Origin of the sequence: uncultured Thiodictyon sp. (genome assembly GCA_903837595.1) — a bacterium.
Lineage (GTDB): Bacteria > Pseudomonadota > Gammaproteobacteria > Chromatiales > Chromatiaceae > Thiodictyon.
The window spans coordinates 26,261-41,797 of record CAILVI010000095.1 but is presented as its reverse complement, the minus strand read 5'-3'; the positions used below and the strand labels follow the sequence as shown (position 1 = coordinate 41,797).

17 protein-coding genes are annotated in these 15,537 nt (G+C 64.0%); 8 read left to right on the top strand and 9 right to left on the bottom strand.

Annotated elements, in window-relative coordinates; translation table 11 throughout:
* Positions 1-20 precede the first annotated feature (20 nt).
* Positions 21-653 (top strand): ribosome biogenesis GTP-binding protein YihA/YsxC, encoded by a 633-nt coding sequence (gene yihA, locus QZY44_RS05300; protein ID WP_295443255.1) that lies wholly within the window; start codon positions 21-23, stop codon positions 651-653.
* Positions 654-947: 294 nt separating this feature from the next.
* On the opposite strand, the gene QZY44_RS05295 is transcribed toward yihA, so the two are convergent.
* From QZY44_RS05295 to QZY44_RS05285, 3 genes are read right to left on the bottom strand one after another with little or no spacing between them, the layout of a single operon-like run.
* Positions 948-1,445, bottom strand: coding sequence for a TPM domain-containing protein (locus QZY44_RS05295; protein ID WP_295443252.1), 498 nt, complete (start codon positions 1,443-1,445; stop codon positions 948-950).
* A 7-nt stretch (positions 1,446-1,452) separates the two neighbouring features.
* A complete protein-coding gene (locus QZY44_RS05290) occupies positions 1,453-2,349 on the bottom strand; it encodes a TPM domain-containing protein (RefSeq protein ID WP_295443249.1) in 897 nt (298 codons plus the stop codon).
* Between the two features lie 2 nt (positions 2,350-2,351).
* On the bottom strand, positions 2,352-2,975 hold the full coding sequence (locus tag QZY44_RS05285) for a LemA family protein (RefSeq protein WP_295443246.1): 624 nt from the start codon (positions 2,973-2,975) through the stop codon (positions 2,352-2,354).
* Between the two features lie 491 nt (positions 2,976-3,466).
* Between QZY44_RS05285 and QZY44_RS05280 the strand changes: the two genes are divergently transcribed.
* The 4 genes from QZY44_RS05280 to QZY44_RS05265 all read left to right on the top strand — a co-directional run bounded on the left by QZY44_RS05280 (position 3,467) and on the right by QZY44_RS05265 (position 7,657).
* Positions 3,467-3,748 carry an XRE family transcriptional regulator gene (locus tag QZY44_RS05280; RefSeq protein ID WP_295443243.1) on the top strand — a complete coding sequence of 94 codons (282 nt, stop codon included), beginning with the start codon at positions 3,467-3,469 and terminating at the stop codon, positions 3,746-3,748.
* 511 nt (positions 3,749-4,259) lie between these two features.
* Positions 4,260-5,300 (top strand): site-specific DNA-methyltransferase, encoded by a 1,041-nt coding sequence (locus QZY44_RS05275; RefSeq protein WP_295443239.1) that lies wholly within the window; start codon positions 4,260-4,262, stop codon positions 5,298-5,300.
* A 10-nt stretch (positions 5,301-5,310) separates the two neighbouring features.
* Entirely contained in the window at positions 5,311-6,387 is a 1,077-nt protein-coding gene (locus QZY44_RS05270; protein ID WP_295443236.1) for a hypothetical protein, read from the top strand.
* A gap of 175 nt (positions 6,388-6,562) precedes the next feature.
* Positions 6,563-7,657 carry a PA0069 family radical SAM protein gene (locus QZY44_RS05265; protein ID WP_295443233.1) on the top strand — a complete coding sequence of 365 codons (1,095 nt, stop codon included), beginning with the start codon at positions 6,563-6,565 and terminating at the stop codon, positions 7,655-7,657.
* Positions 7,658-7,752: 95 nt separating this feature from the next.
* Here QZY44_RS05265 and QZY44_RS05260 read toward each other — a convergent pair whose 3' ends face one another.
* The 3 genes from QZY44_RS05260 to QZY44_RS05250 form a co-directional block, all read right to left on the bottom strand.
* Positions 7,753-8,091 (bottom strand): hypothetical protein, encoded by a 339-nt coding sequence (locus QZY44_RS05260; protein WP_295443231.1) that lies wholly within the window; start codon positions 8,089-8,091, stop codon positions 7,753-7,755.
* A gap of 88 nt (positions 8,092-8,179) precedes the next feature.
* Positions 8,180-8,320, bottom strand: a complete 141-nt coding sequence (locus tag QZY44_RS05255; protein ID WP_295443230.1) for a hypothetical protein — start codon at positions 8,318-8,320, stop codon at positions 8,180-8,182.
* Positions 8,321-8,577: 257 nt separating this feature from the next.
* The gene (locus QZY44_RS05250) at positions 8,578-9,231 is read right to left on the bottom strand and encodes a hypothetical protein (protein WP_295443227.1); all 654 of its coding nucleotides are present in this window, start codon (positions 9,229-9,231) and stop codon (positions 8,578-8,580) included.
* 264 nt (positions 9,232-9,495) lie between these two features.
* Here QZY44_RS05250 and QZY44_RS05245 point away from each other — a divergent pair, with 264 nt between their 5' ends.
* The gene (locus tag QZY44_RS05245; RefSeq protein WP_295443224.1) at positions 9,496-10,992 is read left to right on the top strand and encodes a phosphomannomutase; all 1,497 of its coding nucleotides are present in this window, start codon (positions 9,496-9,498) and stop codon (positions 10,990-10,992) included.
* A 50-nt stretch (positions 10,993-11,042) separates the two neighbouring features.
* A complete protein-coding gene (locus tag QZY44_RS05240) occupies positions 11,043-11,273 on the top strand; it encodes a cysteine-rich CWC family protein (protein WP_295443221.1) in 231 nt (76 codons plus the stop codon).
* A gap of 104 nt (positions 11,274-11,377) precedes the next feature.
* Here QZY44_RS05240 and QZY44_RS05235 read toward each other — a convergent pair whose 3' ends face one another.
* Genes QZY44_RS05235 through QZY44_RS05225 form a run of 3 tightly spaced genes read right to left on the bottom strand, consistent with a single transcriptional unit; the run spans position 11,378 to position 14,500 of the window.
* Complete coding sequence (locus QZY44_RS05235) at positions 11,378-12,916, bottom strand: diguanylate cyclase (RefSeq protein ID WP_295443294.1); 1,539 nt, start codon at positions 12,914-12,916, stop codon at positions 11,378-11,380.
* Positions 12,873-13,613, bottom strand: coding sequence for a hypothetical protein (locus QZY44_RS05230; protein ID WP_295443219.1), 741 nt, complete (start codon positions 13,611-13,613; stop codon positions 12,873-12,875). Before QZY44_RS05230 ends, QZY44_RS05235 begins: the two co-directional genes overlap by 44 nt.
* Positions 13,610-14,500 (bottom strand): porin PorA family protein, encoded by an 891-nt coding sequence (locus tag QZY44_RS05225; protein ID WP_295443216.1) that lies wholly within the window; start codon positions 14,498-14,500, stop codon positions 13,610-13,612. The genes QZY44_RS05230 and QZY44_RS05225 overlap by 4 nt, the downstream gene beginning before the upstream one ends.
* Positions 14,501-14,534: 34 nt before the next feature.
* Between QZY44_RS05225 and QZY44_RS05220 the strand changes: the two genes are divergently transcribed.
* On the top strand, positions 14,535-15,533 hold the full coding sequence (locus QZY44_RS05220) for an NrtA/SsuA/CpmA family ABC transporter substrate-binding protein (protein ID WP_295443213.1): 999 nt from the start codon (positions 14,535-14,537) through the stop codon (positions 15,531-15,533).
* Positions 15,534-15,537: the final 4 nt, after the last annotated feature.

Genomic DNA, 15,537 nt, shown 5'->3' with positions numbered 1-15,537 from the left:
TTAATCAACCCAGGCTATTGATGAATTCATTTTATCAGGGCGCGCGCTTCCTCACCGCCGCCACCCGTATCGACCAGGGGCCCCTTGATGAGGGGCACGAGGTCGCCTTTGCCGGCCGCTCAAACGCCGGCAAGTCCAGCGCGATCAATGCGATCTGTCACCAGCGAGCACTCGCCCGTACCAGTAAGACCCCGGGTCGTACCCAGCTGCTGATCTTCTTCAACCTCGACGACGCGCGTCGGTTGGTGGACCTGCCTGGCTATGGCTATGCCCGGGTCTCCGAGGCCATCAAGTTGGAATGGCAGGCGCACATGGCGACCTATCTGGAGCGGCGCGAGTCACTCTCCGGGCTGGTCATCGTGATGGACTGCCGCCACCCCCTGGCCGACTATGACCGGCAGATGCTGGCCTGGGGCCGCCGGGCGAACCTGCCGATCCTGCTGCTGCTCACCAAGGCCGACAAGCTCAAACGTGGTGCCCTGATCGCCACCGTGCGGGCCGTGGAAAGCGAGGCCGCCCGGCTCGCCGGGAAAGCGGCCGGGGACCAGGATGGAAAGGTCGAGGTGCTGACCTTTTCCGCCATGGAACAGGCGGGGGTGGAACCGGTGCAGGCGTGGCTTGATGGACGGCTTGGGGTCATGCACCACGAGTAATCACCACAGCACGCGGATACCGGCCTTGTCCTGCTGCCATCTGTGATCGGTTTAGCAGACGTTGCGAGAGAGTGCGACTCTACTTGCGAATGAGGCAGGGACAGTGCCGACACGCGCGTCCCCGAGGCCACCGGATACCGGAAGAGGCCGGCGGGGGTGGTGGCGAAGTCCTCCGGGGTAGCTGTAACTGTACATTGTGCCGCATGGCAACAGTTCTTCATCGACCACGGGGTCAAGACCAAGATCAAAGAAAAGTCCTGGGCCGGGCGCCTGTGGGACCATCTGCATATCGGATCAGCCTAGCACCAGCGGTTGGTTCGGCAGTTCGTTTGCGCGGTCGCCGGTGGTCGGGAAATGCACGGTCAGTTGTGCATCGATTTCGCGAATGCCTTGGAGCGCGCCAGTCTCGAACTGACCGCGTTGAAACGCTTGGCTCATGTGTCGGCAGACGTCTGCCCAAGACTCCGGCCTGACTTTGGTGTTGATGCCTCGGTCGGCCACGATCTCTACCCGTCGTTCGGCTAGCAAGAGATAAACCAACACCCCGCTGTTTTCTTCGGTATCCCATACGTGCAGCTCACTGAATAGTTCCAGCGCGCGGGTGCGTGCGGTGGTGCCGCGCACGAGTTGCAGCAAGTCGAGGTTGGCTTCGATGACAAAGCGGATTTCGCCGCGATGGTGGCCTTCCGCGACGGTGATTTCGTGCTCAATGGCGTCCAGCACCGGTCGGGGGAAGCATTGCCGCAAGCGCCAGGGAAAATAGAAAAGGTGTTGAACGAATCTGTGCATCATCTTGCCCTTACCAGCTGCCGGAGGCACCGCCCCCGCCGCCCGAGCCCCCACCGCCGCTGAAGCCCCCGCTACTGCTCCAACCGCCGCCGGTGCCGCCCCACCAGCCCGAGCTGCTGTTGCCCCGCCGGCCCTTGCCGCCGCGGCTGCGTGTGCCGCCGATACCACCGAAGAGCAGCACGAATACAAAAGAAATTAGCGCGGCGGCAGCGATAGCGAGCAATGACGCACCAAAGAGCCAGAGCAGCACGCTGACCAACCCGGCGGTCACCGTTGCGCCTAAGAAGTAGCCGAGGATCATGCGTAATACACCGCCGACAAAGATCACGCCAAACACCAGAAAGCCAAGATACTCATCAATCGCTTCCAAGTCGCGATTCGGCGCGTGTGCCGGCGGTAGGGGCTCGCCGTCCACCAATCCGATCATGCGCCCCAGGCCGGCGGCAATGCCGCCATAGAAGTCGCCGCGTTTGAAGGCCGGTGTGATGTCTTCGGCGATGATGCGCTTGGCCGTAGCGTCGGGGATCACGCCTTCCAGGCCATACTGGGTTTCAATGCGCAACCGGTGGTCGTCTTTCGCCACCAACAGTAGCGCGCCGTCGTCCACTCCCTTGCGCCCCAGTTTCCACTGGTCCAATACGCGCCGCGCGTATTGTTCGATGGTCTCGGGCTGGGTGCTGGGCACGATCAGCACACCGATCTGCGCGCCTTTGCGTGTTTCAAGATCGGCCAGATCGCGCTCGATCGATTGCTGCTGTTGCGGCGTGAGGGTCTGTGTCAGGTCCGTCAAACGCGCGGTGAGCGGCGGCACGGCGATCTCGGCCCTTACCGGCGCCACGCCGAGCGCCCACAAGAGCACCCACCAGAGCAGGACGCCCCACCGACCAAGGACTCGGGGTTGCCGCATCGTTACTGGGCCGGGAGCGGGGCCGGAACCGGAGTGCCGAAATCGACCCGTGGCGGGCGGGAGATTTCTCTTTCGTTCTCCACCGTAAAGTTGGGCTTCACCTCATAGCCAAACAGTCGCGCGGTGAGATTGGACGGGAACTGCCGCACCGTGGTGTTGTAGTCCTGTACCGCCTTGATATAGCGATTGCGGGCGACCGTAATGCGGTTCTCGGTCCCCTCAAGCTGCGCCTGCAGGTCGCGGAACAGGCCATCCGCCTTCAGTTGCGGATAGTTTTCAGCCACCACCAGCAGCCGCGACAAGGCGCTGCTGAGTTGGCCCTGCGCTGCCTGGAATTCTTTGAACGCGGCCGGGTCGTTAATCAGCTCCGGCGTCATCCGCACCTGCCCGACCTGCGCCCGCGCATTGGTTACTTGCGTGAGCACCTCTTTCTCATGCGCGGCATAGCCCTTCACCACATTCACCAGATTGGGGACCAGATCGGCGCGCCTTTGATATTGGTTGAGCACCTCCGACCAGCCGGCCTTGATCTGTTCGTCCTGTGATTGCAGCCGGTTGTAGCCGCAACCGGGCAAAGAAGCCAACGCCAGTAATGTACACACAACCAGAAATAAACGTCGCAGCATCGGTTGTTCCTCTTGCGGTTAACGGCAGTGACTCTTTGCGTCCGTTGGCCCTTGAGCATCGTTCCGGCCAGCCGGTCCGTCTGCAACCGGAGGTCGAGGCTTTAGCCGGTGGCGGTTTCCGGCATACCCAAGAGAAAGTCAGTGGCGCATGCCCCCGGACCGGCTAAAGCCTCGACCTCCGGTGCGCAAGGCCTGGACAGCGGTCGCACCCGGGTATACCAATGATCTTAGCCGCCCCGGGGGGCGCGGGCAAGGGCGATCGCGCTTAGGTCAAGATGCCGACCGACCGGCAGAAACAAGGTGTCTTGTCCTGCGGCGCAAGTGCCGCAGACTCCCGCCCCCAGACCAGATAGCGATGAGGATGAGTGCTCCTGACTCGCCTTGCGCCTTGCTGGAGCGACCTTGAGGCGAATCGACAGCCAGCCATGGCCGGGACTATAATTCTGGGAAGATAAAACCACTACTGTTTGCCGGTTTTTCGCTGGACGATCATGGCTAGCGATTCCCGCCTCGAGGATACCAGGATCATCGATTCGTCTGGCAACGTCTTCGTCGACTTGGGATTCCCTCCTCATGAAGCAGAAGTCTATGCATTGCGGAGCGAATTGATGAATCGCTTGGAGCAGCTGATGCGCGAGCGCGGTTGGTCGACTGCGGAATCCGCTGTCCGCTTGAATATTGGGATAGCGCGAGCAGCCGAGTTGATGTGTGGAAAGTGGCAGAATTTCAGCCTGGAAACCCTGGTTACACTGGCCGCGCGTGCCGGACTCTGAATACGAATGGAATTGACTGAGAACGCTTGAGTCAGGTGGAAGTTGCTGACCAGACAACCAAAAGACGCTGAACCGCAGGGGCTTTACAAGGTGCGGGATGCCCCCGGCCTGAAGCACAACGATGCCCTGAGGTCGGTTTTTGTAGCCCGGGAACACTATCAGGGACGATATGAGCAGTTCCCCGCTAAGATCGCGCGGGCGCTTCTCGTGACACCTTGGCGAGGTTTAAGGCGATCGCGGAAGCAGCCAAGGCGGACCTTGCTGTGGCGGTGGAGACTGTCGTTCACCGGGTTGGGCATCAGGTGGCCGGGACGCAAGAACTGCGCTGGGGCGCGCTTGTTTCTCGCTATCGCCGTGATGCTCGCCCGCGCGGTCTGGTTCGGGATCTACATGGAAAGCGTCGGCTGGGGCTCGGGGCTGGCGGTCGGGTTACGCGCCGCCCTAGAACGGAGTAGGCAGGAGTATACTGCTAGCCTGATCGCCGCAGGACTTGCAAGTGCTTGAAAATCCGATGACCAAAGCCGATTCCGTTCAGATACGCGAAACCGATGCACTGACCGGCCTCCGAAGCCTACCCGACGATTCAGTTCAGGTTGCACTCACATCCCCGCCCTTTTACTTGCTTCGACGCTACGGGACTATCGCCACCTGGCCGGACGGCTGGGAAGGCGAACTTGGGCATGAATCCCATCCCAATGAATTTGTGCGCCATTTGCTCCACGTCTTTGACCAAGTGTGGCGTGTGCTGAAGGACGATGGCTGCCTCTGGGTCAACCTGGCAGATACCTACAATAATCGTCAAGGTAAGAAGGGCACCACCAACGCCCCCGATGGTTCCAATGGCCGCTTTGCCGCGGGCGGAAAAGGCTATGCGGAATCGTTGCGTCAACAGCCTGAGTTTTTCAAGCACTATGTTCCCAACATCGGACACAAGTCCGAGATGGGGGTGCCGTTCCGTTTTCACCTTGCCATGACCGATTCGGAGTTCCGAGCCTTTGTCGGCGCCCCCCCTGGGCCGCAGTGGATCTGCCGGCGCACCATCATCTGGGCAAAATCGCTGGTCAACCTCGAAACCCAACAGGCCCGCGGTAATGCCATGCCCGAACCGACCCTTGATCGCCCATCCCGCAACTACGAATTTCTATTTCTCTTTTCCAAGCGGCCCGATTATCGTTTCGATCGCAAAGCCATCGATATTCCTGCACGCTCCAGTGTGCGACGCGGGGATCGGGCAAATTGCGGATCGGTATGGCAAACCGCAGCCGAGGTCATGTCAGACAGTGACGACTGCCCTGACGGCCTGTGGCAAATCAATCCCGAGGCGTCGCCCTATCGGCATGTTGCGATGTGGCCGCGGTCGCTGGTCAGACAAATGTTGCTTCCTACCACCAGACCCGGCGATACCATTCTGGACCCCTTCGCCGGTAGCGGTACCACGGGGCAAGTGGCGGTTGAGCTAGGCCTGAACGCCGTTCTCATCGAACCTTCCGTCATGGCCAGGGATGCCCTATCCGACCGGCTCGACGGGCTTAACTTGGCACTTCAGTTTTGACACGTCGACCATGAGCACATCCGATCAACAGGAAACACCCATACCAGACACCGAGCGTGAGACGGTCGAACGGGTGTTCGGAGCGGAGAATCGTGCGCGTCTGCTGAAGCGATATTTCGATGCGAATGACACAATCACGACACAAGACGCCTGGCGCCACGTCTACCGACTTTTGCTGTGGATCGATCGCACTACAGCACTCGCCCATTGTTATGAATCGGACAAGGCCCAGCCTGGTCGGGCCTGGTATGAGCGTAGCCTAGCCTTTCACGACTGGTTGGCGACCGCCCTCAATTTAGAGCCCGGCGAACTGGGCGACACCATCGACTGGCTATTTCGGGAAGCCATCGGCGACCTCGCTAGTCAGGCCGTGACCTCCCGTAGCGCGGCCTATGAGACGCAGCGCGCGCACTACGTCGGCAGAGGTTTCCCTGAACCGGGCGAAGATCCCGAATTGGTCGGAATCATCCGAGAGATGCTGGCCCCATGGATGGATCGGCGGCCGCCCGACGACGAGCTGCGTAAACTGACCCGGCGCATTCATGCGCACCTGAGCCAGGAGAACGAGAGACGAAATCTCGTCGGCGAAGGATTCGAAGATGTCATCGCGGCGGTTGTCTCCCGCCTGACCGACACCACTGACCATGCGATTCGCAACCGCGCTGTGCTGCATGACTTGCCCGGTTTTCACGCACCGGCACCGAACGAAAAGATCAAAAAGGTCGATCTCGCCATCATCGGCCCAAGACAACGAAACCTGATTAGCGCCAAATGGAGTATCCGTGCGGATCGTGAAGAACAGTTCCTGAGCGACTTTGAAGCCTATGCGCGGTTGGAATCGGCTGGGCAGAATTTCTCCTACACCCTGATTACCAACGAGTTCGACGCAGCACGCCTCAAAGCCGCCTGCGAGCGCCGCCGGCAGAATGCATTGCTATTCACACACGTGGTTCATATCAATCCCAAGGGAGTGTTGGCGGCCTATGGGGAAACAGGCCGCGGGGCTGCGAAGCAAATACGCACCCATGTCGAGACCGGGCGACTCATGGATCTGGCAACTTGGCTGGAGAGAGTGATTTTTTCTTGATTGAGGGCCATAGGACAGATTCCCGCAGGGCGAGCCGCCATTGCCCAGACCGCCTAGGGTGGAACTGTCTGGGCGGTTCCGCCCTCCTCAGTTAACCATCGCTGGGCAGGGTCCTCGCTATCCGGCTAGGACGATGAGGGTTCGTCTGAGAGCCACCGATCGATCCCCACCTCTTATGCCCCCTAAAATCCCCCTCCCACCCCGCGGTGCCACCGCCAATCCGGACAGCCGCTTCGCCGCCTGGCGTCGTGAGTCGGAAGACGACGGCTGGCCTGCGGGCGAGGCACCGCCGCCGCTGCGCACGGTGGTGGAGGTGGACACAAGCCGCACCGTCATCAGCTACAACCAGTCGCCTGATCTGTGTTTCGACCGCTCGGTCAATCCCTACCGGGGCTGCGAGCACGGCTGCATCTATTGTTATGCCCGGCCGAGTCACGCCTGGCTCGGGCTCTCGCCGGGGCTGGACTTCGAGACCCGGCTCTTCCATAAACCGGACGTGGCTGCTCAATTGGAGGCGGAACTGGCTGCGCGGCGCTATCGGCCGGCGACCCTGCTGCTGGGTGCCAACACCGACCCCTATCAGCCCATCGAGCGCGGTCTGAAACTTACCCGCCAAGTCTTGGAGGTGCTCGCCGACTGCCGCCACCCGGTCGCTATCACCACCAAGTCCGCGCTGGTGCTGCGCGACCTGGACCTGCTGGCCCTCATGGCCGAGCAGCGGCTCGCCGCGGTGCTGGTCTCGGTGACCACCCTGGACCGGGAACTCGCGCGGCGCCTGGAGCCCCGCGCCGCGGCACCGCAGCGTCGGCTGGAGGTAATCGCCGCCCTGGCGGGGGCCGGGATACCGGTGGGGGTGCTGGTGGCCCCCGTGATCCCGGGGCTCACCGATGCCGACCTGGAGCGCATTCTGGAGCGCGCCGCCGCGGCCGGGGCGACCCGCGCCGGGACTGCGCTGATCCGGCTGCCCAATGAACTCGGGGGGCTGTTCGATGATTGGTTGCGCACCCACTATCCGCAGCGTGCAGAAAAGGTCCTGAGCCTGATTCGTCAGTGCCGCGACGGTCAGCTCACTGACGCGCGCTTCGGCGCGCGCATGACCGGCGCCGGGCCGGTCGCGGACCTGCTGGCCCAGCGCTTTCGTCTCACCACCCGCCGCCTGGGGCTTGCCGGGCGGATGGACCCGCAGGACCACGGTTGGGGCTTGGATACGCGGCGATTCCGGGCGCCACGGCCCGGCGGAATCCAGCTCGACCTGTTCGATGACCGCTGACGTCGGGCCGCTTGGGTGACGCCGCGGCACAGGTCCACGGTCACGCTTGACCAGTCGCTACAGCCAGGCGTCAACCCGATGTCTGGCTGGCTGAATCAGCGATAGACGCGTACGCCGTTGCGATAGTAGTACTGCCTGTTGCCACTGGTGTAGTAGCGCCTGTTGCCATTATTATTGCTGAAGTAGCGCTTGTTGCCATGGCCATCCCTGTAGTAATGCTTATTGCCCTGCTTATTGCCCTGGTTATATGCGTTGCCCCGGTGGTTCGCCGCCTTCTGCTGCACCACTGGCGCCGGGTGCTGGGTAGCCGCTGCGCGCTGTTGCTTGGTACATCCGGAGCCCCAGGTGTCATCGATACAGGTGGCCGCGCCTGCATTCGTCATGATGGTCATCATGAGTAGCCCGCTACACAAGGCCGTAAGGATCGTCTTCATGTTGTTGTTCCGCTAGTTGGTGATTGACGTCCGCTGGCCCCTGCTGACCATTCGCCGTCTGGGTGACTGGTTCATTCTGCCTACGTCATCACGTATAGTCGGAGCGGGTGGAGTGGGTCTGTGCGGCAGCGCACCCGGGCTTGTCGGTGGGCCAGGTGTGCAGAATGTCAGTGCTTTGCGATGGGCGGGAAATCATCGGCTTGAGCCGTTGCTCCTTGGCGATGATCAAGCAATATCTTGCGCAATCCAGATCCCGACAAACCCTTGCGGGGGGCGCCGGCATGCGGTGTTGCTCTACGCTCATCGCCAAGTGCGGAAGTGAGGCGCTGTAGGTGCGACTTAAGTCGCACCTACACTTGGCGGTCTGCTGATTCTTGGAAATCGTCTAAGGCGAGCTATCCCGCGCACTTGTCCCGCGGTTCACGAGCGCGGGGGTACGGTGTGACCAGGATGATGACCAAGGGGCGGGTTCGCGGCGGCCAGCCGCTATTTGGCCACCGGGGCGGGCGCCGACGCGGGTGGTGCCGCAGCTGCGGACGGCCCTTGCCACATGTCGCCTTCATCATAGGGCATGGGGCCGCCCTGGTAGGGGCCATAGCCGTAGCCCGGATAGCCGCCCTGGGGGCCGTAGCCGTAGCCGCCGCCGCGCGGGGGCATCGGCGGCATGGACCAGTCCGGTCCCTGCGCGCGCGCACCACCGCGTCCGAACAGGGCCTGGGCGGCCTCCCGTTGCTCCGGGGTCAGGGCCTCGACGGTCTTACGATACTGCTCGAACCGCTCCTGATCGGCCTTGCGCCGCTGCTCGGCAGCCACCCACGGTGGGGTCTCGGGCAGTTCCACACCATGCTCGGCGGCCCGTGCCCGGTGCTCCTTCCAGTGCGCTTCGCGCGCGGCCTGGCGCTCTTGCGGGGTCATTTGCATCATGTGGTCGCAATGCGCCGGGTCCATGGTGCTCGCCGCGGCCGGGGCGCCGGCGGGGGCGCCGGGATTGGCCGCGGTCGGTGCGGCCGGTGCCGCCACCGGCGCCGCAGCGGGTACGGGGGCTGCGGCCGGCGCCGCCGCCAGGGCGATCCCCTGACTCAAGGCCAGGGCGAGTACGCCGGCGGATGCGAATGTCAGGGGCCTGGGGGTCTCGAACATGCTCTGTCTCCTCGTCGATGGTGTCGGATCGGTACGACCCGTCAAGCCCTGCAAGATGCCCTCAGGCGTCTGTTAATTCAAGGCATCCTGACGGGGTGACCGTCGTTGCGCGGGGCCTGGGCCGGCTGGTGCAATGTAACCGACTCGCCCGCCAGGGGGCAGTATCGCCGTGCCGCGCCGGGCCGCTGACGGGTTAAACTGGCGCCGCCGTCGCCGGACGGCGCTATCCACGCGCGGTTGGCCGCGCCCCAGTCGGAGGTCCTTATGCGTATCGGCGATCTGATGAGCGAGAGCGGGGTCGGGTTCGGCACCAGTGGTGCCCGCGGGCTGGCGGTGGCGATGACTGACCGGGTCTGTCATGCCTACACGGCGGGCTTCCTGCAATACCTGCTCGCCGCGGGTGCCGCCACGCCCGGATGCGAGGTCGCCCTGGCCGGCGATCTGCGCCCCAGCACCGGGCGCATTCTGGCCGCCTGTGCCCGCGCCGTCCTGGATCTGGGCTGCCGCCCACGCAACTTCGGCCGCATCCCCAGCCCCGCGGTGGCCGCCTACGGCATCGCCCACGGCATCCCCTCATTGATGGTGACCGGCAGTCACATCCCCGATGACCGCAACGGCATCAAGTTCAACCTGCCGACGGGGGAGGTGCTGAAGGCCGACGAGGCCGGCATCCGCGCCCAGACGGTCAGCCTCCCGGCGGGCCTGTTCGATGCGGACGGGATGCTCGCGGCCGGTGAGCCTGATGCCCTGCCGCCGGAGGAACCGCTGGCCTATGACGCCTATGTGCGTCGCTATCTGGACTTTTTCCCGGCCGGTTGTCTCGCCGGATTGCGCGTCGGTGTCTATGAGCACTCTAGCGTCGCCCGGGAGGTCTATCGTGTGGTCTTGGAGGGTCTGGGTGCCCAGGTGACCCGGCTCGGCTGGTCGGATCGCTTCATCCCGGTCGATACCGAGGCGATCCGCCCGGAGGATGTCGTCCTCGCCCGGGACTGGGCGGCCACCGGCGCATTCGATGCCCTGGTCTCGGCCGACGGTGACGGCGACCGTCCACTGGTCGCCGGCGCGGACGGCGAGTGGCTGCGCGGCGACATCGCCGGCATCCTGTGCGCCCGTGCGCTTGGGGTGCGTGGGCTCGTCACGCCGGTCAGCAGCAACACCGCGGTGGAGCGCTGCGGGGCCTTCGCCCAGGTCCTGCGCACCCGCATCGGCTCGCCCTTCGTGATCGAGGGGATGGCGCAACTGAGCGCCCACGGGCTGGCCCCGGTGGCGGGATATGAGGCCAACGGCGGTTTCCTGTTGCAGACCCCGATCGAGCGCGCCGGGCGCACCCTGGCCGCACTGCCCACCCGTGATGCGGTGCTGGTGGCCGTCACCATCCTCCTGGCGGCGGTCGCGCAGGGACGGCCGGTGGCGGCCCTGGCCGCCGACCTGCCGGCGCGCTTTACCTACAGTGACCGCATCAAGGACTTCCCCACGCAAGTGAGCGCGGCGCGGCTCGCCGCCCTGACGGGCAATGACGCGGCGGGCAATCTGGCCGCCGTGGCGGCGGTGTTTGCTCCGGCCTTCGGGCCGGTCGCCGGACTCGACGACACCGACGGGCTGCGCATCACCTTCGCGAGCGGTGAGATCGCCCACCTGCGCCCCTCCGGCAACGCGCCGGAACTGCGTGCCTATACGGAGGCGGACAGTCCGGCGCGGGCGGCGCAGATGAACGCGATCTGCATGGGTATCCTGGCGGGTTGGCGGGGCGAACGCGGCTAGTCCCGCGCATCATGTCAATCAATGCACGGCAGTTGGACTGAGGGGGGCTCATGGCAGACCTGGGCACGGCACCTGAGATCAAGGTCTGCCCGCGTTGCGGCCGGGTGTTTGAGTGTCGACGAAACGACCCCGCACACTGCGACTGTGCCCGGGTGGAACTCTGCGCGGCGACCCGGTCGGCCATCAACGGACGGTATCGGGACTGCCTGTGCCTGCCTTGCCTGACCGCCCTGGCGGCCGGGGCGGACCTGGCAGGGGATGCCCCCAAGGCGCAAGCATAGGATTGCCGGTACTGCGCAAGGTCAGACGCTGTTGATTCGGTTCCGGCGATGCTGACTAAGCTCGGACAGCGACGCCGCGAGGTGCGAGAGAATGCGCCGCTGCGTCAGCCGCTCGTCGCCGGGTCCACGGCTATCTCGACGCGATCCCGCCCATTTTCCTTGGCGCGGTACAGCGCGGCATCGGCGGCGTCCAGTACGGCCTGGCCGCTCGCGCCGTGAACCGGAAAGACCGCGACACCCAATGAGAGGGTGACTCTCCCCAGCCGCTGCCCCGCGAAATCCACCGCAAGCGCGTGAACGTTGGCTCGCACTTCCTCGGCGCGTTGCTGTGCCAACTCCTGCGAGGCGCCGGGCAGGATGAGCGTGAACTCTTCGCCGCCATAGCGGCAGGCAATGTCATCGAGACGGATCTGCGTCTTTAGAAATTGGCCCAGCGCGGTTAATAACAGATCGCCCGCGCGGTGGCCGTAGGTGTCGTTGAAGTGCTTGAAAAGGTCGATATCCAGCATGAGCACGGCCACTGGCGCCTGGTGGCGTCTGGCGCGTTCGATCTCGCGGCTCAGGGTCGCGTCCATATAGCGGCGGTTGAAGAGCCCGGTCAGTGCATCGCGGATCGATTGCTGCCGCAAGGCCTCCCGCAGCTTCAGGTTGGACAGTGCCATGGCGATCTGTTCGGCGATCGTTTCGGCCAGTCGCTGGTTTTCCTGGCTAAGGGCCGGTGCGCCGGGCGCGCACCGCAAGTGCAGGAGGCCCAGCGCCTCGCCCTGCGCGATCAGCGGCACGCACAGATAGGGGCGCGCCGCATCTCCCGCGGCGGCGACGTGCCCGCAGATCAGGCCGGTTGCGCAATCATCTACGCGGTGAGCACATCCGCGCCGCAAGGCCCAGCACTCATCCATGGTAAAGGCCTCCGCTCTGGTGTCGCCGTCATTCCAGCCGATGACCGGCTCGATCCGATCGCGGGAGGGTGGAATCTCATACAGTGCCCCCGCCATGCCGGGAAAGATCTTCGCGATGGCCTGGGCAATCACGTGATGTGCTTCCGGCGGCGTGGTGCAGGCCTGCAGCAGATTGCCCATTTCACCCAAGAGGGTGAGTTCGCCGGTCCTTTGTTCAAGCGTTGCCACTGACAGCGAGAGCCTGTCATTGGCCGCCAAGAGTTCATCCTCGGCCTTCTTAATGTGCGAATTATCGGCGATGAAGGCAGTGTATCCGGTGATCGCGCCGGTGATGTCGCGTATCGGCGACATGGATGCACTGACATGCACCAGGCTGCCGTCTTTGCGCAAGCGCTGAGTCGCCAGGTTCGATAGCGTTTCGCCCCGTGCGAGCGCGACCAGAATGGCCGAATGTTCAGCCTGTTTTTCCGGTGGAACGGTTTGCAATGGGTGCGCCAGGGCCTCGGCCTCGCTCCAACCGAATAGGCGCTCGGCCGCGCGATTCCAGATCGTGACCTGCTTGTGGCTGTCCAGTTGGATCATCGCCAAGGGTGAGGACTGAATGATCGTCTCGAATTTCAGGCTGTGCTCGCGTAGCGCCTTGCTGGTCCGCTCGATCTCGTCCGCCATGCGATTGAACGCCCGCCCCAGTTCGCCGGGTTCACCGGGGGGCATCGCCTGCGGCGCGGGCATCGAGCCGGCCACGCTCAAGCTGTTGGACCGTCATCATGAGGGCGCGGATCGGGATCAAGGCGAGCCGGCGCAGGAGCAGATATTGCATGCCGATCTGCAACATGAAAAGGAAGATGAGTACTCCGGCCGCCTGCATAAAGCTTGAGTCGATGTGCCGCTCTGCCGCTGACAGCGACAAGTCGATGGATGCCGCGCCGATCACGTCCGATGCGCGCACTGGATCATAGGCGCCATGAATGGCCTGGGAGAGTCGGAGATAATGCTGACCAAAGGATGTATAAGAAAGAGAATAGGTCGCCTCCCGATCCCTGCCGCGCATGAGTTCTATCAATGCGTTTTGATCGGTGGTACTGCCCGGCGGCACGCCGCTGCTATCGGCCAAGACGCGCAGCCGATAATCCACGACGCTCAAACGGGCGATATCGGGAAAGCTCGCGGCGAATTCGGCGATGGAGCGGTTGAGACCCTTGCCCCTGGCGGGCGCACCCGACCGTAGGAGCGCCGGGTCTTCCTTGAGTAGGTGTGTGTCCTCCTTGAGCAAATGGACCAGCATTTCCAAGGGCGCCAGACCATAGGTCCGAATGCCGTTATACATCTGCGCGCGGATGCCAAAATAGAGGATGATGAGGCCCAAACCGACGGCGATGATAAAACCGATGGCCTGCCCGAATAGGATGCGGGCGGTGAGCGAGCGCGTGGGACGTTTCATCCGCGGGCTCCGACCACCGCGCGCCTGACGCCGGCCCAACCGAGCACCAACAGTCCGATCAGGGCGGCGCCGGCCGGCAGATAGCGATCGAACCACAGCAGTCGGCGACGGTCGGCGCGGATCTGGTCGGCGCGGATCAATATGTCGTCACCGGCCGTGGTTCCGGCCCAGCGCACGACCGGGGCGAGTTGCCGGCCAGTGGCGATGTCATAAACATAATCGCCTGACGGGCACCCCTCATCGAGCTTGAGCGTTTCGCCGGTCAGGGGCTCTACCCAAACCTTTAAGTAGAATTGATCGCCGGCGCATTTCACCTCCTGCCCGGCCGCGAGTGGGGCGCCGGGATAGCGCTCTGTGCCGGCATAGGATTGCGTATACTCTCCGCGGCCTTGGTAACCGTAGACATAGGTCGTCAGGCCGCCGATATTCTCTTCGCCCTGATAGTCGAGTGGGACCCCTTTGAGATAGCTGGCGCGCAGCCGGTAAGTCTTCTTTTCGGCATGCCGTGGGAAAACCAGTACCTGGCCCTGCAGCGCCGGCGCCGTATAGGCGCCGGTCGCCGGGTCGACCATCGCATCTATGATGTATTCATAGGCGACGGCGCCCGTCTCGACGTCACGGATGATGTAGCTATCCCTGATCTTGACGACGCGTGGACGCTCGGTAGCGGAGGCGATAGCGACGGAGCGCTGGTAGGTCGAAATGCGATTATCGGCCGGGAACCGCCCGGTGGCCGGGTCCGGTGCAGCGGTGATGCCGATATAATTGGCCTGCCAAGTCCAATCCGGCGGCAGACGCTGGGTCCACCGCGGCGCCAGTGCCAATTCCCAGCCGGCGGCCAGCAGGATCAGCAGGCTGCCGACAATCAGTAAGCTTTGGTGTATCATCAATAGTGGTTTCCGACCCGACAGGGCAAGCACGATGAGTATAGCGTTTTTACTGCGATCGATGCGTACGGCCTTGGGCGCGGTGCTTGCCGTGGCCATCAGTGCGGCGCCAGGCCTGGCGGCAGGCGTGGACCCGATCACGATCTGCCACGGGAGCGAGGCCGCGGCCCTAGTGCCGCTGGCGAAGCTCCAGGGTTTCTATCAGGTCGAAGGTCTGGAGGTGCAGACGCGGCACTTCCCGAGCGGCTTTCAGGCGCTGGCGGCGATGCTGGCCGGCGACTGTGCCCTGTCGACCGCCGCCGTCCCCCCGGTGGTATTCCAGGCACTGCACCGCGCCGACTTCCGCATCCTGGCGGCGCTCTCATCCTCCGGCCAATTCGAAGGCATCGTCGCCTACCGGGACCGCGGCATTGCGGCCCCGGCGGACCTGCGCGGCCGACGGATCGCGGTGGCGCGGGCGACCTCGGCACACTATTTTCTGGATATGTTCCTGGCCTCCCAGGGGCTGACCGCCGGCGATGTCACCGAGGTCTATCTGCAGCCCCAGGAGATCGGCCCGGCCCTGCTGGCTGGCTCGGTCGATGCCGCCGCCCATTGGGAGCCAAACATCCGCAACCTGGCCAAAGCGTTGGGTGAGCGTGCCCAGGTCTTCAGCTTCCCCGGTCTGGTGGTCAGCCCATTTCTGTTGTTGGCACGCCAAGACGTGGTTGAGCAGGCGGCCAGCCCGGTCCAAGCGGTCCTGCGCGCACTTATCCGGGCGGAACAGTCGATGGCCGCGGCACCGGACGAGGCTGCGCGGCTGCTGGCGCCTGTCTATGAGGAACCGGCCGAGAACTTCAAGTTTGTCCGCTCGCTGCACGAGTTCGGCGTCAGGCTCGACCAGCCGCTGCCCTTCATCCTGGAGAATGCGGCACGCTGGCAGATCGGTCTACTGCCGGCGCCCGAGCGGCCCCCGCTGCCGGACTTCATGCAGCTGATCGATCTCAAAGACCTGCGGGCGGTCAGGCCGCAGGCCGTCTCGATCGTCGATTAGGACC